General features: G+C 67.8%; 14 protein-coding genes and 7 pseudogenes. 10 read left to right on the plus strand and 11 right to left on the minus strand.

Going from position 1 to position 25,294, the window contains the following annotated elements:
- Position 1: 1 nt before the first annotated feature.
- From gorA to ACFJGX_RS08535, 3 genes and pseudogenes are all read right to left on the minus strand, one after another.
- A complete protein-coding gene (gene gorA, locus ACFJGX_RS08525) occupies positions 2–1,402 on the minus strand; it encodes a glutathione-disulfide reductase (protein ID WP_382321972.1) in 1,401 nt (466 codons plus the stop codon).
- Positions 1,399–1,993 (minus strand): annotated as a pseudogene (locus ACFJGX_RS08530) (LysR substrate-binding domain-containing protein). Before ACFJGX_RS08530 ends, gorA begins: the two are co-directional and overlap by 4 nt.
- A 183-nt stretch (positions 1,994–2,176) precedes the next feature.
- Positions 2,177–2,305 (minus strand): annotated as a pseudogene (locus ACFJGX_RS08535) (LysR family transcriptional regulator); the annotation flags it as partial.
- Between the two features lie 103 nt (positions 2,306–2,408).
- Here ACFJGX_RS08535 and ACFJGX_RS08540 point away from each other — a divergent pair.
- Entirely contained in the window at positions 2,409–3,032 is a 624-nt protein-coding gene (locus ACFJGX_RS08540; RefSeq protein WP_382321968.1) for a glutathione S-transferase family protein, read from the plus strand.
- Positions 3,029–3,916, plus strand: coding sequence for a pyridoxamine 5'-phosphate oxidase family protein (locus ACFJGX_RS08545; RefSeq protein ID WP_382321966.1), 888 nt, complete (start codon positions 3,029–3,031; stop codon positions 3,914–3,916). The genes ACFJGX_RS08540 and ACFJGX_RS08545 overlap by 4 nt, the downstream gene beginning before the upstream one ends.
- On the opposite strand, the gene ACFJGX_RS08550 is transcribed toward ACFJGX_RS08545, so the two are convergent.
- Positions 3,910–4,761, minus strand: a complete 852-nt coding sequence (locus ACFJGX_RS08550) for a 3-hydroxybutyryl-CoA dehydrogenase (RefSeq protein ID WP_382328200.1) — start codon at positions 4,759–4,761, stop codon at positions 3,910–3,912. The genes ACFJGX_RS08545 and ACFJGX_RS08550 overlap by 7 nt on opposite strands.
- Positions 4,762–4,916: 155 nt before the next feature.
- Between ACFJGX_RS08550 and ACFJGX_RS08555 the strand changes: the two genes are divergently transcribed.
- Together ACFJGX_RS08555 and ACFJGX_RS08560 are read left to right on the plus strand one after the other, a co-directional pair.
- Positions 4,917–6,635, plus strand: coding sequence for a GMC family oxidoreductase (locus tag ACFJGX_RS08555; RefSeq protein ID WP_382321964.1), 1,719 nt, complete (start codon positions 4,917–4,919; stop codon positions 6,633–6,635).
- A gap of 133 nt (positions 6,636–6,768) precedes the next feature.
- Positions 6,769–7,068, plus strand: a complete 300-nt coding sequence (locus tag ACFJGX_RS08560) for an antibiotic biosynthesis monooxygenase family protein (protein ID WP_382321962.1) — start codon at positions 6,769–6,771, stop codon at positions 7,066–7,068.
- 49 nt (positions 7,069–7,117) lie between these two features.
- Here the strand turns inward: ACFJGX_RS08560 and rocF are convergent, their stop codons facing one another.
- A complete protein-coding gene (rocF, locus tag ACFJGX_RS08565; RefSeq protein ID WP_382328202.1) occupies positions 7,118–8,035 on the minus strand; it encodes an arginase in 918 nt (305 codons plus the stop codon).
- A 503-nt stretch (positions 8,036–8,538) separates the two neighbouring features.
- Positions 8,539–8,718, minus strand: a complete 180-nt coding sequence (locus ACFJGX_RS08570; RefSeq protein ID WP_382321960.1) for a hypothetical protein — start codon at positions 8,716–8,718, stop codon at positions 8,539–8,541.
- Between the two features lie 41 nt (positions 8,719–8,759).
- On the opposite strand from ACFJGX_RS08570, the gene ACFJGX_RS08575 reads away from it, so the two are divergent.
- The 3 genes and pseudogenes from ACFJGX_RS08575 to ACFJGX_RS08585 all read left to right on the plus strand — a co-directional run.
- On the plus strand, positions 8,760–11,525 hold the full coding sequence (locus ACFJGX_RS08575) for a right-handed parallel beta-helix repeat-containing protein (protein ID WP_382328204.1): 2,766 nt from the start codon (positions 8,760–8,762) through the stop codon (positions 11,523–11,525).
- Between the two features lie 324 nt (positions 11,526–11,849).
- The gene (locus tag ACFJGX_RS08580) at positions 11,850–13,169 is read left to right on the plus strand and encodes a right-handed parallel beta-helix repeat-containing protein (protein WP_382328206.1); all 1,320 of its coding nucleotides are present in this window, start codon (positions 11,850–11,852) and stop codon (positions 13,167–13,169) included.
- Positions 13,170–13,267: 98 nt separating this feature from the next.
- A pseudogene (locus ACFJGX_RS08585) lies at positions 13,268–14,158 on the plus strand (DUF6352 family protein); the annotation flags it as partial.
- A 218-nt stretch (positions 14,159–14,376) separates the two neighbouring features.
- Here the strand turns inward: ACFJGX_RS08585 and icmF are convergent.
- The 5 genes and pseudogenes from icmF to ACFJGX_RS08610 all read right to left on the minus strand — a co-directional run bounded on the left by icmF (position 14,377) and on the right by ACFJGX_RS08610 (position 22,513).
- Positions 14,377–17,672, minus strand: a pseudogene (icmF, locus tag ACFJGX_RS08590) (fused isobutyryl-CoA mutase/GTPase IcmF).
- Positions 17,673–17,706: 34 nt separating this feature from the next.
- The gene (locus ACFJGX_RS08595) at positions 17,707–18,597 is read right to left on the minus strand and encodes a PPK2 family polyphosphate kinase (protein WP_382321953.1); all 891 of its coding nucleotides are present in this window, start codon (positions 18,595–18,597) and stop codon (positions 17,707–17,709) included.
- Positions 18,598–18,735: 138 nt separating this feature from the next.
- Positions 18,736–20,699 (minus strand): annotated as a pseudogene (locus tag ACFJGX_RS08600) (TRAP transporter large permease subunit).
- Complete coding sequence (locus tag ACFJGX_RS08605) at positions 20,696–21,316, minus strand: TRAP transporter small permease subunit (protein WP_382321951.1); 621 nt, start codon at positions 21,314–21,316, stop codon at positions 20,696–20,698. Before ACFJGX_RS08605 ends, ACFJGX_RS08600 begins: the two are co-directional and overlap by 4 nt.
- An 86-nt stretch (positions 21,317–21,402) precedes the next feature.
- Positions 21,403–22,513 (minus strand): annotated as a pseudogene (locus tag ACFJGX_RS08610) (TRAP transporter substrate-binding protein).
- Between the two features lie 226 nt (positions 22,514–22,739).
- Here ACFJGX_RS08610 and ACFJGX_RS08615 point away from each other — a divergent pair.
- From ACFJGX_RS08615 to cqsA, 3 genes and pseudogenes are all read left to right on the plus strand, one after another.
- A pseudogene (locus tag ACFJGX_RS08615) lies at positions 22,740–23,420 on the plus strand (MBL fold metallo-hydrolase); the annotation flags it as partial.
- Between the two features lie 24 nt (positions 23,421–23,444).
- Positions 23,445–23,864: a rhodanese-like domain-containing protein gene (locus tag ACFJGX_RS08620; RefSeq protein WP_382325739.1), complete on the plus strand. Its 420-nt coding sequence runs from the start codon at positions 23,445–23,447 to the stop codon at positions 23,862–23,864.
- A gap of 163 nt (positions 23,865–24,027) precedes the next feature.
- Complete coding sequence (gene cqsA, locus ACFJGX_RS08625; protein ID WP_382328208.1) at positions 24,028–25,290, plus strand: alpha-hydroxyketone-type quorum-sensing autoinducer synthase; 1,263 nt, start codon at positions 24,028–24,030, stop codon at positions 25,288–25,290.
- The last annotated feature ends 4 nt before the right edge of the window (positions 25,291–25,294 follow it).

Below are 25,294 nucleotides of genomic sequence, written 5' to 3' on the forward strand. Positions count from 1 at the left end.
TTCAGGCCTTGACGGGTTCGCGCATGGTCACGAACTCTTCCGCCGCCGTCGGGTGAATGCCGATGGTGCTGTCGAACACCGCCTTGGTGGCGCCGGCCTTGAGCGCCACCGCAAAACCCTGCACGATCTCGCCCGCTTCGGCGCCCACCATGTGCAGGCCCACCACGCGGTCGCTTTTCGTGTCCACCACCAGCTTCATGAGCGTGCGCTCGCTGCTGCCCGAGAGCGTGTGCTTGAGCGCCTTGAACTCGCTGCGAAAGATGGTCACGTCGCCATGCCGCTTGCGCGCGTCCGCCTCGCTCAGGCCCACGGTGCCGATGCTGGGGTGGGTGAAGACGGCGGTGGGAACGAAGTCGTAGGCCATGCTGCGCGGCGGCTTGCCCGCGGCGGGGCCGAAGAGCTGGTCCACCACCACCATGGCCTCGCCCAGCGCCACGGGGGTGAGCTGGAGGCGGCTGGTGACGTCGCCCACGGCGAAGATGGAGGGCACGTTGGTGCGGTACTGCTCGTCGACGATGACCTCGCCGCCCTTGCCCTGGGCCACGCCCACCGCGTCCAGGCCCAGGCCCCCTACCGTGGGCACGCGGCCGGTGGCGTACAGCACGGCATCGGCCATCACCTCGCCGCCGCCCTGGAGCTTCACCTGCAGGCCGTCGGGGGTCTTCACGATGGCGGCCACGTCCGCGCCCAGCCGCAGGTCCACGCCCGACTTGATCATCTCGTTCGCCACGAAGTGGCGGATCTCGTCGTCGAAGCCGCGCAGGATCTGCTCGCCCCGGTAGAGCTGGGTCACCTTCGCGCCCAGGCCGTTGAAGATGGAGGCGAACTCGCTGGCGATGTAGCCACCGCCCACGATCAGCAGGCGCTGGGGAAAGGGCTCGAGGTCGAAGATGGCGTTGGAGTCGATGACGTGCTCGCGGCCTTCGATGTCGGGCACGCTGGGTTTGCCGCCCGTGGCGATGAGGATGTGCTTCGCCGTCACGCGTTTTTCGCCGGCCTCGCCATGGAGCTTGAGCACCACGGCCTGTGGGCCGTCGATGCGCGCGAAGGCATCGAACACGGTCACGCCCGAGCCGGTCAGCAGGTTGCCGTAGATGCCGTTGAGGCGGCTGATCTCTTTGGCGCGGTTGGCCTTGAGCGTGGCCCAGTTGAAACGGGGCTTGTCCAGCTCCCAGCCGAAGCCGTGCGATTCCTCGAAGGCTTCGGCATAGTGCGCCGCGTAGCTGTAGAGCTTCTTGGGGATGCAGCCCACGTTCACGCAGGTGCCGCCCAGGCCGTCGGTGCCCAGCATTTCGGCCAGCGCCACGCGCGCGCCGCGCTGCGCGGCCATGCGGGCGGCGCGCACGCCGCCGCTGCCGCCGCCGATCACGAAGAGGTCAAAGTCGAAAGAGGAAGTGCTCATGGTGGGGGGTGTCCGGGCTCGAAGCCTTTGAGTTCCTGTCGGATGAAATCGATGAAAGCCCGCGTGCGCGTGGGCAACAGGCGGGCATGGGGGTAGACGACGTGGATCGGGCGCGGCGCGTCCGCGAAGTCGTCCAGCACGGTTTCCAGCGCGCCGGATTGCAGCAAGGGCGCCACCTGGTAGGAGAGGAACTGGCCGAAACCCGCGCCGTCCGCGCAGGCCTGCACCGCCGGGGCAATGTGATTGAACTCCAGGTTGCCACCGACGGTGAGTTTGAAGGTCTTGCTGCCTTCCTGGAAACGCCCCCGATGGGGTGCGTAGCCCACCAGGCGCACGCAGTTGGCCTTGAGCAGGTCGTTGGGGTGCTGCGGGCGGCCGTGTTCCCGCAGGAAAGCGGGGCTGCGCCACGATCACGCGGCGGATCTCGCCCAGCGGCAGGGCGACCAGGCTGGAGTCTTCCAGGTGCGCGATGCGGATGCCGACGTCGACCCCTTCTTCCAGCAGGTTCACCACCCGGTCCATCAGCATCACGCGGCAATGCACCTGAGGGTGGCGCCGCACGAAACGCGTGACGACGGGGGCCACGTGCATCTGGCCGAACAGCACCGGGGCGGTGATGGTGAGCTGGCCGGTGGGTTCGGTGGCATCGTCCTTCAGCGCGGCCTCGGCGTCGTCCACCGCCGCCAGGAGCTGGCGGCAGCTCTCAAGGTGGCGCCGGCCTTCTTCGGTGAGCGAGATGCGGCGCGTGGTGCGGTTGAACAGGCGCACCCCCAGCTCGGCCTCGTAGGCCGCGAGCGAGCGCACCACGGCCGGCAGCGAGGCGCCCAGCGCCCAGGCCGCCGCGGTGAGGCTGCCGGCGTCGGCGATCTGCACGAAGGTGACCATGGCGCGGAACTTGTCCATGCGCCATTAAACCGATTTGTGGAGCAGTCTTGTGCGTGCAGGGGTATTTGTGAATGCGCTTGCAAGAAAGAAGATGGCGCCTTTCCTCTTTCAGGAGCGATCCATGGCACCTTCCATCCAGCTGCACCGAAGCGCCATCTCCGGCCACTGCCACCGCGTCGAGTTGTTTCTCTCGCTGCTCGGCTTGCCGTTCGAGACGGTCGAGATCGACCTGCCGCAGAAGCAGCAGAAGTCCGCCGCCTTCCTGGCGCTGAACCCCCTGGGTCAGGTGCCGGTGCTGCGCGACGGCGACCTCATCCTGAGCGACTCGAACGCCATCCTGGTGTACCTCGAAGCCCGTTACGCGCCGGGCCAGTGGCTGCCGCGCGATCCGGTGGGCGCGGCCCGCGTGCAGCGCTGGCTCTCGTTGGCCGCCGGCCCGCTGGCGTCCGGACCGGCCGCCGCGCGCGTGGTGCAGCTCTTCGGGCTGCCCACCGACCCGGCGGAGGCGATCGCTCGTGCGCAAGCCCTGTTCGAGTTCATGGAAGGCGCACTGGGGCGCACGCCGTTTCTGGTCGGCGAGCGCGCCACGCTGGCCGACCTGGCGCACTACGCCTACGTGGCCCGGGCGCCCGAAGGCCTGGTGTCGCTGCAGCCGTATCCGGCCATCCGCGCCTGGCTGGCGCGCATCGAGGCCCTGCCGGGCTTCGTGCCGATGGTGACCTCGCCAGTGGGGTTGGCGGCATGAGCGCCGCCTTTCACACCGGTGAACAGGCGATGCAGGCGCGCGCCGGTGTGCAGGCGCAGATGGCGCAGATCGGCCCGCGCGTGTTGCGCGATCACATGCCCGACCAGCACCGCGAGTTCTTCGGCCTGTTGCCCTTCGTGCTGGTGGGCAGCGTAGACCCGTCGGGCCAGCCCTGGGCCAGCGTGCTCGCGGGCGCGCCGGGCTTCATGCAATCGCCCGACCCCACGCACCTGCACATCGGTGCGCGGCCCCTGCCGCACGACCCGCTGAACACCACGCTGCGCGATGGCGCTGCCCTGGGTCTGCTCGGCATTCAACCGCACACGCGCCGGCGCAACCGCATGAACGGCACGGCGCGGCTGCAGGACGGCGGTGTCACGGTCGAGGTCGGTCAGAGCTTTGGCAATTGCCCGAAGTACATCCAGGCGCGGGAGCCGGTGTGGGTACCCGGCGCACCTGCGGGGCAGATCGCTTTCGAAGGCCCGGGCCTGGACGAGGCGTCGCGCGGGCTGATCCGCGCCGCCGACACCTTCTTCATCGCCACCGCCCACCCCCAGGCGTCTGCGGGCGGCGAGCGCAGCCATGGGGTCGACGTGTCGCACCGGGGCGGCCCGCCGGGGTTCGTGAACGTGGCCGGCGAGGTGCTGACCGTGCCCGACTACCTGGGCAACCACTTCTTCAACACGCTGGGCAACATCGCCCTGCACCCGGCGGCGGGCCTGCTGTTCGTGGACTTCGAGCGGGGCGACCTGCTGTATCTCGCGGTGCAGGCGAAGGTGGTGTGGGACGGCAGCCTGCGCCTGCTGCGCATGCAGGTGACCCACGCGCGGCGGGTGCAGGGGGCCTTGCCGCTGCGCTGGGCGGCCCCCGGCGACGCTCAGTAGGTGTAGACGCCGCGCCCGGTCTTGCGGCCCAGGTAGCCGGCGGCCACCATTTCCTTGAGCAGCGGGGCGGGGCGGTACTTGCCGTCGTTGAACTCGGCCATGTAGACGTTCATCACGGCCAGGCACACGTCCAGGCCGATCATGTCGGCCAGGGCCAGCGGGCCGATGGGCTGGTTGGTGCCCAGCTTCATGCCGGCGTCGATGTCCTCCGCCGTGGCGATGCCTTCGGCCAGCACGAAGAAGGCCTCGTTGATCATGGGCACGAGGATGCGGTTGACCACGAAGCCGGGCGCGTTCTTCACCGTGATGGGCGACTTGCCCAGGGCCTCGGCCAGCGCCTTCACCGCGTCGTGCGTGGCGTCGCTGGTTTGCAGGCCGCGGATGATCTCCACCAGCGCCATCATGGGCACCGGGTTGAAGAAGTGCATGCCGATGAAGCGGTCGGGCCGCTGGGTGGCGGCGGCCAGCTTGGTGATGCTGATCGAGCTGGTGTTGGTGGCCACGATCACCTCGGGCGCGAGCAGGCCGTCGAGCTGCTGCAGGATCTTGACCTTCAGGCCTTCGTTCTCGGTGGCGGCCTCGATCACGAGCTGCGCGCCCTTGAGGTCTTCGTAGTTCGTCGAACCCTTGATCAGGGCGAGCGCCTGGTCCTTGTCGGCAGCGGTGATCTTCTCTTTCTTGATCAGCCGGTCCAGGCTGCCAGCCACCGTGGCCAGGCCCTTGTCGACCGCGGCCTGCGCGATGTCGACCATGACCACGCGGATGCCGCGCGTGGCGCAGGCCTGTGCGATGCCGTTGCCCATGGTGCCCGAGCCGATGATGCCGACCGTGTTGATGCTGTTCATGAAGACGCTGCTCCTGTTCAAAAATCCGTGAAAACCCGGCGTCGCCGGCGTGTCTTTCCTAGGCGGTGCTGCCTAACCGGGCGCGAGGCCCTGTGCTACCTTGGCCTTTGATTGTCGCGCACGCCTTGCATGGCGCTGACCACCACGGAGACACCATGTTCGACTACATCATCGTTGGCGGCGGATCGGCCGGCTGCGTGCTGGCCTCCCGCCTCAGCGAAGACCCCGGCACCCGGGTGGCCCTGCTGGAGGCCGGCCCGCCCGACAGCAGCGTGCTCATCCACTGCCCGGCGGGCCTGGCGCTGCTGGCGAAGAACGGCCAGGCCAACTGGGGCCTGCAGACCGTGCCCCAGCCCGGTCTGAACGGCCGGCGTGGTTACCAGCCGCGCGGCAAGGTGCTGGGAGGCTCGAGCTCGGTCAACGCCATGATCTACGCGCGCGGCCACGCCAGCGACTACGACGGCTGGGCCGCGCTGGGCAACCCGGGCTGGTCGTTCCAGGAGGTCCTGCCGTACTTCAAGCGCGCCGAGCACAACGAGCGCGGTGCCGACGCCTGGCACGGCCAGGGTGGGCCGCTCAATGTGATGGATCTGCGCAGCCCCAATGCCTTTCTGCCCGCTTTCGTCGAAGCCGGCGCGCAGGCGGGCTATCCGCTCAACACCGACTTCAACGGCCCCGAGCAGGAGGGCATCGGCGCCTACCAGGTCACGCACAAGAACGGCGAGCGTCACAGCGCGGCCAAGGCCTACCTCACGCCGCACCTGGCGCGGCCCAACCTGCAGGTGATCACGAACGCGCTCACCACCCGCGTGGTGACCGACACCGAAGACGGTGGCACGGTGCGCGCGGCGGGCGTGGAGTACCGGGGCAACGGCGGGCGCGGTCCGCTGCAGATCCTGCGGCTCAAGGACGGCGGCGAGGTGGTGCTGAGCTCGGGCGCCTTCGGCTCGCCGCAGTTGCTCATGCTCTCGGGCATCGGCCCGGCCGCGCATTTGCGCGAACACGGCATCACCCCGGTGCACGACCTACCGGGCGTGGGCCAGAACCTGCACGACCACGTGGACGTGGTGATGGTGGTCAACGCGCCGAAGGTCAAGGACCTGTTCGGCCTCTCGCTCACCGGCGTGGCGCGCGCGGTGCGCGGCATCTTCGAATGGCGGCGCCAGCGCAGCGGCATGCTGACCACCAACTTCGCCGAAGCGGGCGGCTTCATCAAGAGCGCGCCCGAAGAGCCCATTCCCGACCTGCAGCTGCACTTCGTGGTCGGCAAGCTGGTGGACCATGGCCGCAAGACGGTGTTCGGCCACGGTTACTCGTGCCACGTGTGCCTGCTGCGCCCCAAGAGCCGCGGCAGCCTGCGCCTGGCCAGCGCCGACCCGCAGGCCGCGCCGCTGATCGACCCCGCCTTTCTGCAGGACAGCGACGACACCGCGCGCCTGGTGCGGGGCTTCAAGCGCATGCGCGCGCTGCTGCAGCAACCCGCACTCACGCGCCATGGTGGCACCGAGTCGGCCTCGTCGGCCCAGGCGCAGAGCGACACGCAGATCGAACAATTCATCCGCGGTCATGCCGACACCATCTACCACCCCGTGGGCACCTGCCGCATGGGGCCGGATGGCGCGCCGGGGGGCTTGGACGTGGTGGATGCGCGCCTGCGCGTGCACGGCGTGGCGGGCCTGCGCGTGGTGGACGCGTCGGTGATGCCCAGCGTGGTGGGGGGCAACACCAATGCCCCGGTGATCATGATGGCGGAGAAGGCGGTCGATATGATGAGAGCCGATCGTCCCCCCCGCGCCGCGCCTGACGGCGCGTCACCCCCCGAAAGGGCAACCGCAGTGGCCCGGCAAAGCCGGTTCCACGCGGTTCCCGGTTAACCTTGCTTCTCCGATCCACCACTCTCCTCCGGCGCGCACGCACGTCATCCAGGATGCCGCGGAACTGGCTTTGCCAGGCCGCAGGCATCGCCCCCTGGGGGGTGACGCGAGGCGGCGCGGGGGGCTCCACAAGATGATTCTCGAGCACGCCGACATCCGCATCGACCCCCTGAAGAGCGCAGCCTTTGAAGAGGCCATTCTTCGTGGGGTGAGCACCGTCATCGCCCATTCGAAGGGCTTCAAGGGCTACCAGGTCCAGCGCAGCATCGAGACCCCCGGGCGCTACCTGTTGCTGATCCAGTGGGAGACGCTGGAAGACCACACCGTGGCCTTCCGGGGCTCCGATGCCTTCCCGCAGTGGCGCGCCATCGTCGGGCCGTTTTTCGCCCAGCCTCCGGTGGTCGAGCACTTCGAAGTGGTTGGCAAGAGCTGATGGCTGCTTGCCCTCGTGGGCAGCCTTTGGTTGTAATTGAGTTACAACTTTAGTTTTTGCGCATCAGGGTGGACTTGCCGAACAGGCTTTCGATCAGGTCCACCGCCAGCTCGGCGGTGCGGTTGCGCACATCGAGCGCGGGGTTGAGCTCCATCACGTCGAGCGAGCACAGCCGGCCGGTGTCCGCGATCATCTCCATGCACAGCTGCGCCTCGCGGTAGGTCGGGCCGCCGAGCACGGTGGTGCCCACGCCGGGCGCGATCTCCGGGTCGAGAAAGTCCACGTCGAAGCTCACGTGCAGGTGGGTCTGCTCGTCCACGCCCATCAGCGCTTGCTCCATGGTGTGGCGCATGCCCATTTCGTCGATGTAGCGCATGTCGAACACCTCCAGGCCGGCCTGGTGCACCAGGCGCTTCTCGCCCGCGTCCACGCTGCGGATGCCGATCTGCCGCACCACGCCGGCGTCGATGGCCGGCGTGGTGCCGCCGATGCCGGTGAGTTCGGGCGGGCCCATGCCGCAGAGCAGGGCCACCGGCATGCCGTGGATGTTGCCGCTGGGCGTGAGCGCGGCGGTGTTGAAGTCGGCGTGGGCGTCGAGCCAGAGCACGCGCAGCTTCTTGCGCGCCTCGCGGCAGTGGCGCGCCACCGCGCTGATCGAGCCCAGGCCCAGACAGTGGTCACCGCCGAGCACGATGGGCAGGCGGCCCAGCGCAAGTTCGGCGTGCACGGCCTCGTGAAGGGTCTGGTTCCAGGCCACCACTTCACCCAGGTGGCGGTAGCCGTCGGTGGGCGGCAACCAGGGATCGGCCGGACCGCCGAGGTTGCCGCGGTCGGCGACGCTCAGGCCCTGGCCTTCGAGCACCGTGGCCAGGCCCGCGACGCGCAAGGCCTCGGGCCCCATGGAGGCACCGCGGGCACCGGCGCCGATGTCGGTCGGCACCCCGATGAGGCTGAGGTTTTTTTGCATGGCGGTATTGTGAGTCGGTGAATCCCGAGTGTGACGGCCTTCGGGCTGGTTTCAAAACGTATGGCGTGTTACCAGCCACCGGTCGGCGGGCGGACATTGCACACACACCCTCCACCGGGCACCTCTTTTCGGGCGGGGAATTTTGTTACCAACCCACACCTTTCGTGCCGGACTCCAAGCCGTTGGGAAGCTGATACTCCGTTCGCGCTGAGCGGGTCTCCGCCCATCGTGGTGATTTATCTCACGTTCCTGGCCTGTCCGACACTGCAGCGCAGTGTGACCTGGAACCCTTTCCCGATCGCCCCTGCCGCCGCCCTCGTGTGAGCGTCAAGGTGTTTTTGTGCCGCCGATATGAACCCGACTCCGATTCCGACCCCGACGCCCTGGATGGAGGGCCCTTCGACCCGCAGGTCGCTGCCCTTGCTGGCCGCGCTGTTCGCGGCCACGCTCACCGCCTGCGGTGGTGGGGGGCGGCGGAGGGGCGGCCACGGGTGGTGGCACGGTCAACGAACCGGTGGCCGGGGCACCAGCGCCGAGCCCGGCTCCTTCGCCAGCACCTCGCCCTTCGCCAGCGCCAAGCCCTGCTCCTGCTCCTGCTCCTGCTCCTGCTCCTGCTCCTGCTCCTGCGCCAGCTCCTGCGCCAGCTCCTGCGCCAGCTCCAGCCCCCGCACCGGCACCGGCACCGGCCCCCTCGGCCACCGCCTGCGATGCCGCCACCGGCCGCGTGTTGCAGGTCGGACCGGGCAAGGCCTACGCCATGCCCAGCGCCGCGGCGGCTGCGGCGCAGTCGGGTGACGTGATCAAGATCACCGCCGGCGACTACCGGGGCGACGTCGCTTCCTGGACCGTCAACAACCTGACCATCTGCGGCGTGGGTGGCAAGGCCCGCCTGTTCGCCAACGGCAACAACGCCCGTGGCAAGGGCCTGTGGGTGGTCACCGGCTCGAACATCACCATCGACAGCGTCGAGTTCCGCGACACCACGGTGCCCGATCAGAACGGTGCCGGCATCCGCGCCGAACACGGGGGCGACCTGCGCATCATCAACAGCGGCTTCTACGACAACCAGAACGGCATCCTGGCCAACGCGGGTTCGTCGACCATCACCATCGAAGGCTCCGAGTTCGCGCGCAACGGCCTGGGCGATGGCTACACGCACAACATCTACGTCAACCAGATCAACCGGCTGACGGTGAGCCGCAGCTACTTCCATGAAGCCAAGGTGGGCCACAACCTCAAGAGCCGGGCCCGGGAGACGGTGATCGAGAACAGCTACTTCATGGACGGCCCCACGGGCACGTCGAGCTACCTCGCCGACTTCCCGAACGGCGGCCGCGTCTACCTGCGCGGCAACCTGTTCCACAAGGGGCCGCAGGCGAGCAACCCGAATGCCATTTCCTACGGTGCGGAGGGCCTGTCGAACCCGACCAACACCTTCGAGGCCGTGCACAACACCGTCGGCCATCACCCGCTCGGGCGGCGCCTTCCTGGCCATCGCCAGCGGCACCTCGTCGGTCACGCTCGCGGCCAACCTGTTTGCCGGCACGGGCAGTCCGTCGCTGATCACGGGCGGCTACGCCGCCGGCAACGCGGCGCAGTCGAACAACGTGACCTCCGTGGCCAGCAACATCCCGGGCGCCAGCAGCATCGCCAGCCCGAACTTCTGGCCCAACGCGGCGCTGCAGGCCCTGATCGGCCTGTCGGTGGTGCCGGACTCGAATTACACGCGCGATGCGCCCACGCCCTATGCCTCGCGGGCGATCTCGGGCAGCCGCAAGGCGGGCGCACTGCAGTCATCCCCATAAACCGCCGGACCGCCAGGCAGGAGGGCACGGAAGACCCGTGTTCAGGAGGCGGCCGTTCTTTCTTCAGCTCTCAGGTGATTCTTCCCATGTCCCAACTCGATTCCCTCTCCCGTCCGGCTTCGCACGCCGGTGTGTTGGCCGCCTGTGCGGTCATGTTCTCGATGGTGGCCGCCACAGCCCCGGCCCAGGCTCAGACGGCCTCCGCGACCTGGACCAAGGTCGCCAACGAAGGCAAGATTTTCTGGTTCTCCGGCACGAAGAACGTGCGTTATGGCACCGGCACCCGCTGGGCCTACAAGACGGTCCGCACGGCCGGCATGTGCACCGCCAGCTATTTCGGCAGCGATCCCGCCAAGGGCGCGACCAAGACTTGTGAAGTGATGGCCGCTGCCGCGCCAGCCCCGGCGCCTGCACCCGCGCCGGCTCCCGCCCCGGCGCCTTCACCCGCACCAGCCCCCGCTCCTGCGCCGGCCCCTGCTCCCGCACCGGCACCCGCGCCAGCCCCTGCGCCGGCTCCCGCGCCTGCACCGGCGCCAGCCCCTGCTCCCGCACCCGCGCCGGCACCCGCTCCCTCGGGCACGGCCTGCGACACGGCCACCGGCCGCGTGCTGCAGGTGGGCCCGGGCAAGACCTACAGCGTGCCGAGCGCCGCCGCCGCCGTGGCGCAGGCCGGTGACGTGATCAAGATCACCGCCGGCGACTACCGCGGTGACGCGGCGACCTGGAAGGCCAGCAACCTCACCATCTGCGGCGTGGGCGGCAAGGCCCGCCTGTTCGCCGATGGGAAAAACGTGCAGGGCAAGGGCCTGTGGGTGGTCTCCAGCCCCAACATCACGATCGACAACATCGAGTTCCGCAACGCCACCGTGCCCGACCAGAACGGCGCCGGCATCCGCGTGGAACCCGGCGTCAACCTGACGGTGCGCAACAGCGGCTTCTTCGACAACGAGAACGGCATCCTGGCCGCGGCCGGCGCGACCACGATCACGATCGACCGCTCCGAGTTCGGCCGCAACGGCCGGGGCGATGGCTACACGCACAACATCTACGTGAACCAGATCAACCGCATCGCGGTGACCTCCAGCTACTTCCACGAAGCCAAGATCGGCCACAACTTCAAGAGCCGGGCGAAGGAGTCGGTGATCGAGAACAGCTACTTCATGGACGGCGCCACCGGCACGTCGAGCTACCTGGCCGACTTCCCCAACGGCGGCAAGGTGGTGCTGAAGGGCAACATGTTCCACAAGGGCCCGAACGCGGACAACCCCAACGCCATCTCCTACGGCGCCGAGGGCCTGTCCAACCCGAGCAACACCTTCGAGGCCGTGCACAACACGGTGGTCATCACCCGCTCGGGCGGCGCCTTCCTGGCCATCGCCAACGGCACCAGCTCGGTCAAGCTCACGGCCAACCTGTTCGCCGGCACGGGCAGCCCCGCGCTGATCACCGGCGGGTACGCCGCCGGCAGCGCGGTGCAGTTGAACAACGTGACCTCGGTGCGCAGCAACATCCCGGGCGCGTCCAACGTCGCCACCCCGAACTTCTGGCCCAACGCGACGCTGCAGTCCCTGATTGCCCTGTCCGTGGTGCCCGACGCCAGCTACACCCGCGACGCGCCCGCGCCCTACGCACTGCGCGCGATCTCGGGCAGCCGCAAGGCCGGCGCGCTGCAGTCCGCGCCCTGAGCCCGGTCCGCGCACCGCTTACCAGGCCCGCCTCGCGCGGGCCTTTTCATGCATCAAAGCGTATGAGCTGTTACGGCCGAAGCCGCGCCCAGCGGGGCTGCGGGGCAGGGCGGCGAATCTCGGTTACATAAAAACACGTTCTGTGGCAGGCGATCCGGTGCCAGCGGCCACACTGGCGGCCGTTTCCCGGTCCTGGCGCGGGGCAGGGCGCTGAGCGGCGATACTCCACCCCGCACCCTTGTCTTCGATGGATCCGGACCCCTTCATCAGAACGCGGACGATTGGCCTGCCTGGCCGGTGTCTGTTTTTCTTCCGTTGCCTATCTTGAACATCCAACCCACTCCGCACCTGAGCGCCCCTGCTCGCCGCCTGTCCTCTTCCCTCGTTGTTCCCGGCTTCGCGCTGTTGCTGGCTGCCACCTTGAGCGCCTGTGGTGGCGGTGGTGGTGGAGGGGGCGGCGGCGGTAGTGGCGACAGCCCGTCAGGCGGTGGTGGCGGAGGGGGCGGCAGCGCCACGCCATCGCCGGCGCCTCCCTTGTCGGCCGGCGCGGCTTGCGACACCGCACCGGGCCGCGTGCTTCAGGTGGGCCCTGGCAAGACCTACGCCATGCCCAGCGCGGCGGCCGCGGTGGCGCAGGCCGGCGATGTGATCAAGATCGCGGGCGGCGACTACCGGGGCGACGTCGCTTCCTGGACCGTCAACAACCTCACCATCTGCGGCGTGGGCAGCCGCGCGCGCCTGTTCGCCAACGGCAACAACGCCCGGGGCAAGGGCCTGTGGGTGGTGTCGGGCGCGAACATCACCATCGACAACATCGAGTTCCGCGACACCACGGTGCCCGACCAGAACGGCGCCGGCATCCGCGCCGAGCACACGGGCGACCTGCGCATCCTCAACAGCGGCTTCTACGACAACCAGAACGGCATCCTCGCCAACGCCGGTTCGGCCACCATCACGATCGAAAGTTCGGAGTTCGCGCGCAACGGCCTGGGCGATGGCTACACGCACAACATCTACGTCAACCAGATCGACCGGCTGACGGTGAACTCCAGCTATTTCCACGAGGCCAAGGTCGGCCACAACCTCAAGAGCCGGGCGCGCGAGTCCATCATCCAGAACAGCTACTTCATGGACGGGCCCAGCGGCAATTCCAGCTACCTGGCCGATTTCCCCAACGGCGGCCGCGTGGTCCTGAAGGGCAACTTGTTCCAGAAGGGCCCGAACGCGCAGAACAACAACGCGATCGCCTATGGCATGGAGGGCCTGTCGAACCCCAACACCTCGCTGGAGATGGTGCACAACACCGTCGCCATCACCCGTTCGGGCGGCGCCTACCTGTCCGTGGCCGGCGGCGCCTCGGTCGCGCTCACGGCCAACCTGTTCGTGGGGACCGGCAACCAGTCCTTGTTCGCCAGCAGCTTCTCCAACTTGACGCAGTCGAACAACGTGAACTCGGTGCGCACCAACATCCCGGGCGCAAGCAACATCAGCAGCCCCAACTTCTGGCCGAATGCCACGCTGCAGGCCCTGATCGGCCTGGCGGGCGTGCCGGATGCGACCTACACGCGCGATGCGCCCGCGCCCTACGCCTCGCGGGCGATCACGGGCAGCCGCAAAGCCGGCGCCTTGCAGGCCGCACCCTGAACCCGCGGCGCCCCGGCGCCGCCGCAGGTGAACGACAATGCGTTCACCCCTCGACTCCCCAACCCGCCACGCGCCCCCGCGCGCAGCGGGTTTTCTTCATGTCCGACGCCTCTTCACTCCCCATCTGGTCGTCCTGCGGCCACGAATTGCTCAACCGCGATGCGCGCGGCTGGCTGAGCCCCACCGACGGCTACTGGCGGCTCTGGCTCCAGCGCCCGGAACTCGCGCTGGTTGAGGAATCCTGTGCAGCCGAGCGCGCGCTGCACGCTGCCTTGATGGCCGCGCCCACGCGCGCCGTGACGGCAGCCGAGCTGGACGCCTTCGAGGACGACGACGCGCGCGCCAACCACCGCCTGTTCCTGGACTTCCGGGACGCGGTGATCGCCGCCGGCTCGCTCGAAGCCGCCTACGCCGGCTTCTTCCAGGCCGGCGCCATCCAGATCCCGCCGCTGTTCCTGGACCTGGTGGTGCAGGCCCTGGTGTGCCGCCTGCTGGAGGACGAGCCCGACGCCTGGGCCTGGCGCGCGGCCGAGATGCTGTTTCGCCGCCAGCGCGTGAGCGTGCAGGACGGCCGCGTGCTCAGCGGCGACAGCGAGGTGCTGGACCTGCTCAATGAAACCGGTGGCCTGGGCGAGCTGGGGCGCCTGCTGGTGCAGGGCGGCGCGGCCCTGCCGGCCACGCAGATCGAGGTGCTGGGCGACGACAACGCGCCGCGTTACCTGCGCAGCCGGGAGGGGGCTGGGCGCTTCAACTTCGTGCTCGACCTCACGCACGAAATCCAGAACGAATTGCCGCATGGGCTCACGCTCACCATGGCACGCTCCCGCTCGGGTCTGAAGGCGCTGGCATCGGTGCTGGAGAAGTGGGTGCGCCATTTCCACGGCGTGGCCGTGAAGATCCAGCCCGAGTCACGGGTGGAAGACCCGTCCTGGCGCTGGCATGTGGGGCTGGATGTGGCCTCGACCGCGCTGCTCAACGACCTCTACCTGGGCAACGAGGTGGACCCCGAGCGCCAGCGCCGGCTGATCAGCCTGTTCCGGCTGAGCTTCGCCGACCCGCAGGACATGCGTGCCGACGTGCGCGGCAAGCCGGTCTACCTGGGCCTGGCGATGGGCCCGATGGCCTGCTCAAGCTCAAGCCGCAGAACCTGCTGCTCAACCTGCCGCTGGCGAACCCGATGTGAACCTGGGGCCGCGAGGCCCGAGGCTCACATGTTGCGGCGGTACTGCCCACCCACCTCGAACAGCGCGCTGGTAATCTGGCCGAGCGAGCACACGCGAACCGCGTCCATCAGCACCTCGAACACGTTGCCGTTCTCGATCACGGCCTGGCGCAGGCGCTGCAGCATGGCGGGCGACTCGTGGGCATGGCGCGCGTGGAAGTCGGCCAGGCGCTTGAGCTGGTTCTGCTTCTCGTCGTCGGTCGAGCGCGCGAGCTCCAGCGTCTCGGGCGTGAGGTCGCCGTGCGGGTTGCGGAAGGTGTTCACGCCCACGATCGGGTACTCGCCGGTGTGCTTGAGCATCTCGTAGTGCATGGACTCGTCCTGGATCTTGCCGCGCTGGTAGCCGGTCTCCATCGCGCCCAGCACGCCGCCGCGTTCGGCGATCTTCTCGAACTCCTGCAGCACGGCCTCTTCCACCAGCTCGGTGAGCTCGTCGATGATGAAGGCGCCCTGGTTGGGGTTTTCGTTCTTGGCCAGGCCCCACTCGCGGTTGATGATGAGCTGGATCGCCATCGCGCGGCGCACCGAGTCTTCGGTGGGGGTGGTGATGGCCTCGTCGAAGGCGTTGGTGTGCAGGCTGTTGCAGTTGTCGTAGATCGCGATCAGCGCCTGCAGCGTGGTGCGGATGTCGTTGAACTGGATCTCCTGCGCGTGCAGGGAGCGGCCGCTGGTCTGCACGTGGTACTTCAGCTTCTGGCTGCGCTCGTTCGCGCCGTAGCGGTCGCGCATCGAGGTGGCCCAGATGCGGCGCGCCACGCGGCCGAGCACGGTGTACTCCGGGTCCATGCCGTTGCTGAAGAAGAAGCTCAGGTTGGGCGCGAAGTCGTCGATGTGCATGCCGCGCGCCAGGTAGGCCTCCACGAAGGTGAAGCCGTTGGAGAGCGTGAAGGCGAGCTGGCTGATGGGGTTGGCGCCGGCCTCGGCGATGTGGTACCCGCTGATGGACACCGAGTAGAAGTTGCGCACGTCGTGGTGCACGAAGTACTCGGCGATGTCGCCCATCACCTTGAGCGAGAACTCGGTCGAGAAGATGCAGGTGTTCTGGCCCTGGTCTTCTTTCAGGATGTCGGCCTGCACCGTGCCGCGCACGTTCGCCAGCACCCATTCACGGATCTTGGCGGCCTCGGTGGCGGTGGGCTGGCGCCCGTTCTCGGTTTCGAACTTCTCCAGGTTCTGGTCGATTGCGGTGTTCATGAACATCGCCAGGATGCTGGGCGCCGGGCCGTTGATGGTCATGGAGACCGAGGTGGCCGGGTGGCAGAGGTCGAAGCCGCCGTAGAGCACCTTCATGTCCTCGAGCGTGGCGATGCTCACGCCGGAGTTGCCCACCTTGCCGTAGATGTCGGGGCGCGGGTCGGGGTCGTTGCCGTAGAGCGTGACCGAGTCGAAGGCGGTGGACAGGCGCTTGGCGGCCATGCCTTCGGAGAGCAGCTTGAAGCGGCGGTTGGTGCGGAAGGCGTCGCCTTCGCCGGCGAACATGCGCGTGGGGTCCTCGCCCTCGCGCTTGAAGGCGAAGGTGCCGGCGGTGTAGGGGAAGCTGCCGGGCACGTTGTCCAACATCAGCCACTTCAGGATCTCGCCGTGGTCCTCGTACTTGGGCAGCGCGACCTTGCGGATGGTGGTGCCCGACAGGCTCTTGGTGGTGAGCGCGGTGCGGATCTCCTTGTCGCGGATCTTCACCACGTACTCATCGCCCGCGTAGGCCTTCTGCATGTCGGGCCACTGGGCGAGCAGCTTGCGCGCGGCCGGATCCTGGTCGAGTTCGCGCAATTGAGCGAGGTCGATCACCGCCTCGGCGGCGCGCGCGCGTTCGGGCTTGTCCTTGCGCAGCATGGCCGCGCTGGCGTTGAGCTGCTGGATCTCGCGCGCCAGGCGCGACTGCTCGATCGCCTTCTTCTTGTAGCCGCGCACCGTGTCGCTGATCTCGGCCAGGTAACGCGTGCGCGCGGGCGGCACGATGGGCGTCTGGTTGGTGCTGTGGCGCACCTTCACGGCGGGCAGCCGGCCCTCCTGCAACGGCAGGCCGAGGTCGCCCAGGCGGACTTTCAGCGCCTGGTACAGCGCGGTCACCCCGTCGTCGTTGAAGCGCGCGGCCATGGTGCCGAACACCGGCATCTGGTCGGGCGGCGTGCTCCAGGCTTCCTGGTTGCGCTGCACCTGCTTGCGCAACGTCGCGCAGGGCGTCGAGCGCACCCTTGCGGTCGAACTTGTTGATGGCCACGAAGGCGGCGAAGTCCAGCATGTCGATCTTCTCGAGTTGGCTGGCCGCGCCGAACTCGGGCGTCATGACGTACATGGGCAGGTCCACGTGCGGCACGATGGCCGCGTCGCCCTGGCCGATGCCGGAGGTCTCGACCACGATCAGGTCGAAGCCCGCGCACTTGCAGGCCGCGATCACGTCGGGCAGGGCGGCGCTGATCTCGCTGCCGAAGTCGCGCGTGGCCAGCGAGCGCATGTAGACGCGCGGCCCCTGGCCCCAGGGGTTGATGGCGTTCATGCGAATGCGGTCGCCCAGCAGCGCGCCGCCGCTCTTGCGGCGCGAGGGGTCGATGGAGATCACGGCCACACGCAGGCGGTCGTCCTGGTCCAGCCGCAGGCGGCGGATGAGCTCGTCGGTAAGCGAGGACTTGCCCGCGCCGCCCGTGCCGGTGATGCCGAGCACCGGCACCTTCCTGGTCTGGGCCTGCTCGCGCAGGGCGGAGACGATGGCCGCGTCCGCGCTGCCGTTCTCCAGCACCGTGATGAGCTGGGCCAGCGCGCGCCAGTTCATCTCGCCCTGGCCCTCGATGGCCGCCAGCGCCTTGGGCGCGTAGGGGCTGAGGTCGCGGTCGCAGCGCATCACCATCTCGCCGATCATCCCGGCCAGGCCCATCTTCTGGCCGTCTTCGGGGCTGTAGATGCGCGTCACACCGTAGTCCTGCAGCTCGCGGATCTCGGCCGGCACGATCACGCCGCCGCCGCCGCCGAACACCTGGATGTGCTCGCCGCCCCGGCTCTTGAGCAGGTCCACCATGTACTTGAAGTACTCCACATGGCCGCCCTGGTAGGAGCTGATGGCGATGCCTTGCGCGTCTTCCTGCAGCGCGGCGGTGACCACCTCGTCCACCGAGCGGTTGTGGCCCAGGTGGATCACCTCGGCGCCCATGCCCTGCAGGATGCGCCGCATGATGTTGATGGCGGCGTCGTGCCCGTCGAACAGGCTGGCGGCGGTGACGAAACGCACCTTGTGCGTGGGGCGGTAGTTTGCGCAGTGCCTGGTACTCGGCGGCGAGGTTGCTCATGGTGTCTCTCTCTGGGGGCGGATGGCGGAAAGCCTCATTCGATGCGCAGGCCGGCCAAGGCGGGCTTGGGCGGCGGGTAACGCAGGTCGAGGGCCTTGAGGGTGTCGCGCACGATGGTCGCGATCATCAGGTTGCGGTGGGTCTTGGAGTTGGCGGGGACCACGTTCCAGGGTGCCCAGGGGGTGCTGGTGCGGGCCAGCAGCGCCTCGTAGGCGCGCTGGTAGTCGGCCCACTGCTTGCGCACGTCGATGTCGCCTTCGCTGAACTTCCAGTGTTTGGTCGGGTCGTCCACGCGCTCCTGCAGGCGTTGGCGCTGCTCGTCGCTGCCGATGTGCAACATGAACTTCAGGATCACGGTGCCGGTCTCGGCGAGCAGGCGCTCGAAGTGATTGATCTGCGCGTAGCGCTGAGCGGTCTGGGCGGGCGTGATCCAGCGGTTGACCACGGGCACCAGCACGTCTTCGTAGTGGCTGCGGTTGAAGACCATGGTCTCGCCGGCGCCGGGCACCTGCTGGTGGATGCGCCAGAGGTAGTCGTGGTCGCGCTCGACCTCGGTCGGGGCTTTCCAGCCCACGGTGTGCACGCCCAGCGGGCTGGTGCGTGCGAACACGCCTCGCACGGTGCCGTCCTTGCCGGCGGTGTCGGTGCCCTGCAGCACCACGAGCAGCTTGAAGCGGCGGTCGGCGTAGAACAGGTCCTGCAAGCCGTCGAGTTCTTCGGCGATGGCCTGCACGCTGGCTTGGTCGGCCGCCTTGTCGCCGCTGGAAAAGGGCTTGGCGTCCGGCTTGAGCTTCTTGAGAGAGACCTTGGTGGCCGGCGCGCCCTCGGCCACAGGCTCGATCTGCCAGCCGCGCCACGCGCCGTTCTTGCCCGCACGCAGGGCCGCACGCGGAAAGGGCAGGGAGGCGTCGTTCGGGCGGGGCATGCGGTCTCCAGCTAGGGGGCTCGGACACGATTCTTCGCGCATCCGGTCAATTGACGTTTACGTAAACGTAATATAACCCGTTTCCCCCAAAAAGAAGGGGCGCCGAAGCGCCCCCTAGGGTGGATCGAACCCGTCAGATCACTTGTAGAGCAGCTGCGGCAGCCACAGGCCGATGCCGGGGAACATGTACAGCAGCACGATCGCCAGGATCTGGATGCCCATGAACGGCAGCATGCCCAGGAAGATCTGGTTCAGCGTGACGTGCGGCGGGGCCACGCCCTTCAGGTAGAAGGCGGCCATCGCACCGGCGGGCTGAGGAAGGCGGTCTGCAGGTTCAGCGCCACCAGCAGGCCGAAGAACAGCGGGTCCACGTCGAAATGGGCCAGCAGGGGAATGAAGATCGGCATGAAGATCACGATGATCTCGGTCCATTCCAGCGGCCAGCCCAGCAGGAAGATGATGATCTGGGTCATCACCAGGAACTCGATCTTGGTGAGTTCCATGCTGAGCACCCACTGCTCCACCAGCGCCTGCCCGCCCAACAGCGCGAACGCCGCGGAGAAGATCGCCGAGCCCACGAACAGCCAGCACACCATGGCCGAGGTCTTGGCGGTCAGGTAGACCGATTCCTTGAGCACGGCCATGTTGAGCCGCCGGTAGGCGGCTGCCAGCAGCATGCCGCCCAGCGCCCCCATGGCCGCCGCCTCCGTCGGCGTCGCCAGGCCCAGCACGATCGAACCCAGCACGCTCAGGATCAGCAGCACCAGCGGGAAGAACGAGGCCAGCAGCATCTTGAAGATTTCAAGCCGGGCGAAGCTGAGGAACAGGTAGAACAGGGTGACGAGCGCGCCCATGACCGCAAACACCACCCACCACCAGGTGGGGGCGGGCTGGGTCGTGGCGATTTCTTCGTCCACCTCGACCCCTTCGACCGCTGCTTGCGCCGCAGCGGCGGGTTCGGCCGCGGCGGCGTCGGCACCGGGAGGGGGTTGCAGGGCGCCAGCGGACTCGGGCACATCGGGGTCCGCCGGAGGTTCGGCCAGGCCGCCCGATTCGGATGGCGGTTCGGCCAGGCCCCCTTCGGCCGGGGGCTCGGCCAGGCCACCGCCTTCGGAGGCGCTGGAGCGGCTGGCGCCGATTTCCTCGATCTCGTACACCGCCTCGGCTCTCACCGTGGTAACCGCCTGGTAGCTCGGGATCATCACCGCAGCGAAGATCAGCGCGGGCAGCGCGGCCATGCCGATCTGCTTGAGCAGGTGCGACAGGGGCACATCGGCATTGCGCCGGCCCTTGAGCAAGCCCAGCACCGCGTGGGCGGTCGGGTCGGTGGTCAGGCGCTGGGTCAACGTGGGCAGGTGGACCTGGCGCTCTTCGGCGCTCAGCGGCGGTGCCCATTGCGGCTTGAGCTTGGCCACGATGATCACGTACACGATGTACAGGGAAGCCAGCATCAGCCCGGGGAAAAACGCGCCAGCGTACAACTGGACCACAGACACGCCGGCCGTGGCACCGTAGACGATCAGCAGCACCGAAGGCGGGATCAGGATGCCCAGGCAGCCCCCCGCCGTGATGGCGCCAGCCGCCAGCGGCACGCTGTAGCCGGCGCGCAGCATGGCCGGCAAGGCCAGCAGGCCCATCAGCGTCACCACCGCGCCGACGATGCCGGTGGCCGTGGCGAAGATGGTGCAGGTCACCAGCGTGCGCACTGCCAGCGCGCCGGGCAGCCGGGCCATGGCCAGGTGCATGCTCTTGAAGAGCGACTCGATCAGGTTCGCGCGCTCCACGAGGTAGCCCATGAAGACGAACAGCGGGATGGCGATGAGCACATCGTTGGCGATGGTCTTGTAGGCCGATTGCACCATCAGGTCCAGCGTGTGCGTGACGTCCCTGTCGTAGGCCAGCCAGGTGAACAGCATGCCCATGCCCATGAGCGTGAACGCGGTGGGAAAGCCCAGCATGATCGCCACGACCACCAGCGAGAGCATCAGCAGGCCCAGGTGACCCTGGGTGATGGTTTCGGCGCGCAGCAGCACCACGGCCGCCAGGACCACGATGAGGGCCATGAAGCTGAGGCCGAACCAGAGTTCCTTGCGCAACTTCATTGTTTTTTCTCCTGGGCGACGACCACGGCGTCGAGTGCGGCGATGTCTTCGTCTTTCACGTTGACCATTTCCTTGAGTTTTTCGACGTCAACTTCCTGCACGTCGTCTTCACGCGCCGGCCAGGCGCCGGTCTGGATGCATTGGACGCAGCGCACGATCTCCACCAGGCCCTGCAGCAGCAGCGTGATGCCCGCCAGCGGAATCACATACTTGAAGGGGTACAGCGGCAGGGGGTCGGCCGAGAAGGTCTGTTCGCGGATCGCGAGCGATTCGCCGGCGTAGATCCAGCCGGCCCAGGTCAGCGCGACGATGCCGGGCAGGAAGAACACGATGTAGAGCACCAGGTCCACGGTGGCCTGGGTTCGCGGCTGAAAGAAACCATAGAGCACGTCCCCCCGGACGTGCCCGTTCTTGGACAGGGTGTAGGCGCCGGCCGTCATGAACATGGTGCCGTACAACATGATCTGGGCGTCGAGCACCCAGGCGTGGGGTTCGTTCAGCACATAGCGCGAAAACACCTCCCAGCTGATCAGCAGCGTCAGCAGGAGGGCGCACCAGGCAAAGACCTTGCCGATCAGCGTGGACAGCCGATCGATGGTCCACAAGATGGATTGCATCGTGATTCCTCAGCCGGCGCGGTGAAACGGGCAAAAAAAGAGGGGCATCGCGCCGGCGCCATGCCCCTCGTTCCCCTGTGCCGGGATCAGCTCTTCTTGGCGAAGTAGTGGTTGAAGGCCATCTTGAAGTCGACCGTGTAGTCGTTCTGCCATTGGCCGGCGCGCTGCGCGAAGGCCTTCTGCGAGTCGAGCACCTTCTTGAACAAGGGGTTCTCGGCCGCCTTCTTGGCAATGGTCTTGTCCCACGAAGCCAGCTGCGCGCGCAGGATCGGATCGGGCGTCTTGTAGAACTTCACGCCACCCTTCTTCAGCGCTTCATAGTCCTGCGAGTTGCGGTCGATGGCCTTCCAGCTCATGTCGGCGCTGGAGGCTTCCGACGCGTACTCGATGATGGACTTGAGTTCGGCAGGCAGGGCGTTGAGCTTGGTCTTGTTGAACAGGATCTCGAACTGCTCGCCGGACTGGTGGAAGCTCTGCAGCATGCAGTTCTTGCGCAACGTCGGGGAAGCCCAGCACGCGGTCGCTGGAGGCGTTGTTGAATTCGGCCGCGTCGATCAGGCCGCGGTCCAGCGCCGGCACGATCTCGCCGCCGGGCAGCGGGTTGACGGCGGTGCCCATGTCGGTGAACACGTCCACCGCCAGGCCCACGGTGCGGAACTTCAGGCCCTTCATGTCCGTGACCTTGGACACCGGCTTCTTGAACCAGCCCAATGGCTGGCAAGGCATGGGGCCGTACAGGTAGGAGACCACGTCGAGGTTCAGGCTCTTGTAGATCTCTTCCATCAGCGCCTTGCCGCCGCCGTACTTGTGCCAGGCGAGCACCATGTTGGCGTCCATGCCGTAGCCCGGGCCGGAGCCCCACAGGGCCAGGGCGGAGTTCTTGCCGTACCAGTAGGCGACCACGCCGTGGCCGCCGTCCAGCGTGCCCTTGGCCACCGCGTCCAGCAACTGGAAGGCCGGTACCACCGAGCCCGCTGGCAACACCTCGATCTTCAGACGACCGCCGGCCATGTCATTGACCTTCTTCGCGAAATCACCTGCGTACTCGTGGAAGATGTCCTTGGCCGGCCAGGTGCTCTGGAAGCGCAGCGTGGTGGTCTGCGCGGTGGCAATCATGGGCACGGACATGGCGCCGGCCGCGACGGCGGCGCCTTTGAGCATGCCTCGGCGCGAAGTGACGGTCTTCTTGTCAGTCATCTGTTGTCTCCAGTCGGGTTGATGAGGCGCCGATGATGCGCCCAAGGTGCCACGGCGGAGCGCAGGGTTTTCACCGACCAGTGAATAGCACGTGGCTGCAAGCCCTTGTTTTTGGCTGTTCCAGCACCAAAAATGGGCGTGAAAATATCTTCACGCCCTGTTGAAAATCCATAACGCCCAGCCTCGGGCATGATGGTCGGCCCCCGAGTTCCACTTGTGCTTTCAGATGAAACCGATCCAGCTGTTCGACCCCGCCTCCAGCACCTACACCTACGTGCTGTTCGACCAACTCAGCCGCGACGCGCTGCTCATCGATCCGGTGGACGAGCAGATCGAGCGCGATCTCGCGACCCTGCGGGAATACGGCCTCAAACTGGTCTGGACGGTGGAAACCCACGCCCACGCCGACCACATCACCAGCGCGGGCCGGCTGGCCGAGCTGGCTGGCGCCAAGACCGCCGCGCCCCTGGGGTGTGGCATCGGCACCGCGGGCGTGCAGCTCCAGGATGGCGACACCCTGAAGTTCGGTGGGGAGGTGCTCAAGGCCCTGCACACCCCGGGCCACACCGCCGGCAGCATGAGCTTTCTCTGGCGCAACCACGTGTTCACCGGCGACACCCTGCTGATCAATGGGTGCGGCCGCACCGATTTCCAGTCGGGCAGTGCCGAGGCCCTGTACCGCAGCCTGACCCAGGTGCTGTTCGCGCTGCCGGACGACACCATCGTCTGGCCCGGCCACGACTACCAGGGCCGTTCGTGTTCCAGCATCGGCCGCGAGAAAACCACCAACACGCGGGTGGCGGGCAAGACCGAGGCCGAGTTCGTGGCCCTGATGAACTCGCTGAACCTGCCGCGCCCCCGGCGCATCGACGAGGCCGTGCCGGCCAACCTCACGTCCGGCCTGCGCCACGACGCCGACGGCGCGCTGCAGATGCAGCCCCTGCCGCCCTCGGGCACCCACCAGGGCACCTACGCCGGTGACGTATCGCCCGAACTGGCCTGGCGCTGGGTCCAGAGCGGCGAGGCGGTGATGGTGGACGTGCGCACCGACGCGGAGCGGGAGTGGGTGGGCTTTGTGCCGGGCGCGGTGCCCGTCGCCTGGAAACAGTGGCCCGGCATGGCGCTGAACCCGACCTTCGATCAGCAGGTGCGGGAAGCGGCCGGCGGCAAGAAGCTGGTGCTGCTGTGCCGCAGCGGCGTGCGCTCCATTGCCGCCGCCAAGCGGGCCACCGAGCTCGGGCTGGAGGCCTACAACATCCTCGAAGGCTTCGAAGGCGACCCCGATGCCGACGCCCACCGGGGGCGCAAAGGGGGGTGGCGGTTCCGCGAATTGCCCTGGCGCCAGAACTGAGCCAGCCGTTCAAGGGTTGTTACGCCGCGTAACCGCCTGTCGGCAGAACGAGCCGAAACTTGAGAAGAAAGCCTCATAACCCCTGTCAAACCTGACAGGGGTCGTGTGATTTTTCACGGATTTCTTTTTTTAATGGGGTTTTCTATCCGCTAAGGGGAATCCCATGGAAACGCTGGAACGCGCTCAAGACGCCGTTTACAAGAACCCACCGCTGGCCGCCACCCTGGTTCAGCGGATGGAACGTGATTTCAAACCCCGCTGGGAAGGCAACTGGGGCGGCAAGTTCGTGCTGCACGGTTCTTCGCCCGGCCCCAATGCGGTGCGCCTGGACGGCAACGACTACCTGAGCGTGACGGGCCACCCGAGCATCGTCGCGGCCCAGGTCGAGGCCATCACCAAGTCCAGCGAGTTCGTGGTGCAGTCGGGTGTGTTCCTCCTCCAGCAGCACCCCACGCGCGCGCTCGAAATGGCCCTGGCGGGCTGGGTCGGCAAGGAAGACGCCTTCGTCTGCCAGTCCGGCTACTCGGCCAACGTCGGCCTGCTGCAGTCCATCGCCGACGCCAACACCCCGGTGTACCTGGACACCCAGGCGCACGCGTCCCTGTGGGAAGGGGCCCATGCCGCGCGCGCGCCGGCTTTTGCCTTCCGCCACAACGACGCCGCCCACCTGGACAAGATCATCGCCAAGAACGGCCCGGGCGTGGTGGTGGTGGACTCGGTCTACAGCACCACCGGTTCCGTGTGCCCGCTGGAAGCCATGATCGAGGTGGTGGAAAAGCACGGCAGCATGATCCTGGTCGACGAGTCGCATTCCCTGGGCACGCACGGCCCGGGCGGCGCGGGCCTGTGCGCCGAACTCGGTCTGACGGACCGGGTGCACTTCATTTCCGCCAGCCTGGCCAAGTCGGTCGCGGGGCGCGCCGGCTTCTTCACCGCACCGGCCAGCATGCGCTACTACATCCTGAGCTCAAGCTTCCCCAACATCTTCAGCTCCTGCCTGCTGCCCCATGAGATCGCCGGCCTGCGGGCCACGGTCGAGGTGCTGCAGAAGGCCGACGACGAGCGGGCCCGCCTCAAGGCCATCACCCGCCGGGTGCGCGACACCCTGGGCGGCCTGGGTTACTGGATCCACCAGGGCACCGAGCAGATCATTTCGCTGGAAGCCGGCACCGAGCCGGACACCATGCGCCTGCGCGACGAGCTGGAAAAGCGCGGCGTGTTCGGCGCCATCTTCTGCGCCCCGGCCACCAGCAGCAAGCGCGCCCTGGTGCGACTCACGCTCAACGCGGCGCTGACCGAGGCCGAACTCGATCACCTGGAGGCGGTGGCGCGCGAGATCGCGCCGATCGTCAAACCCTGGGATTGGCCTTGTGCCCGGCGCGCCCGCGTGCAGGCCGGCGCCCAGGAGGAGGCCCTGGCGGCATAGGGTT

The organism is Hydrogenophaga sp. UC242_50 (assembly GCF_042697355.1).
In the GTDB taxonomy this organism is placed as follows: Bacteria; Pseudomonadota; Gammaproteobacteria; order Burkholderiales; family Burkholderiaceae_C; genus Hydrogenophaga.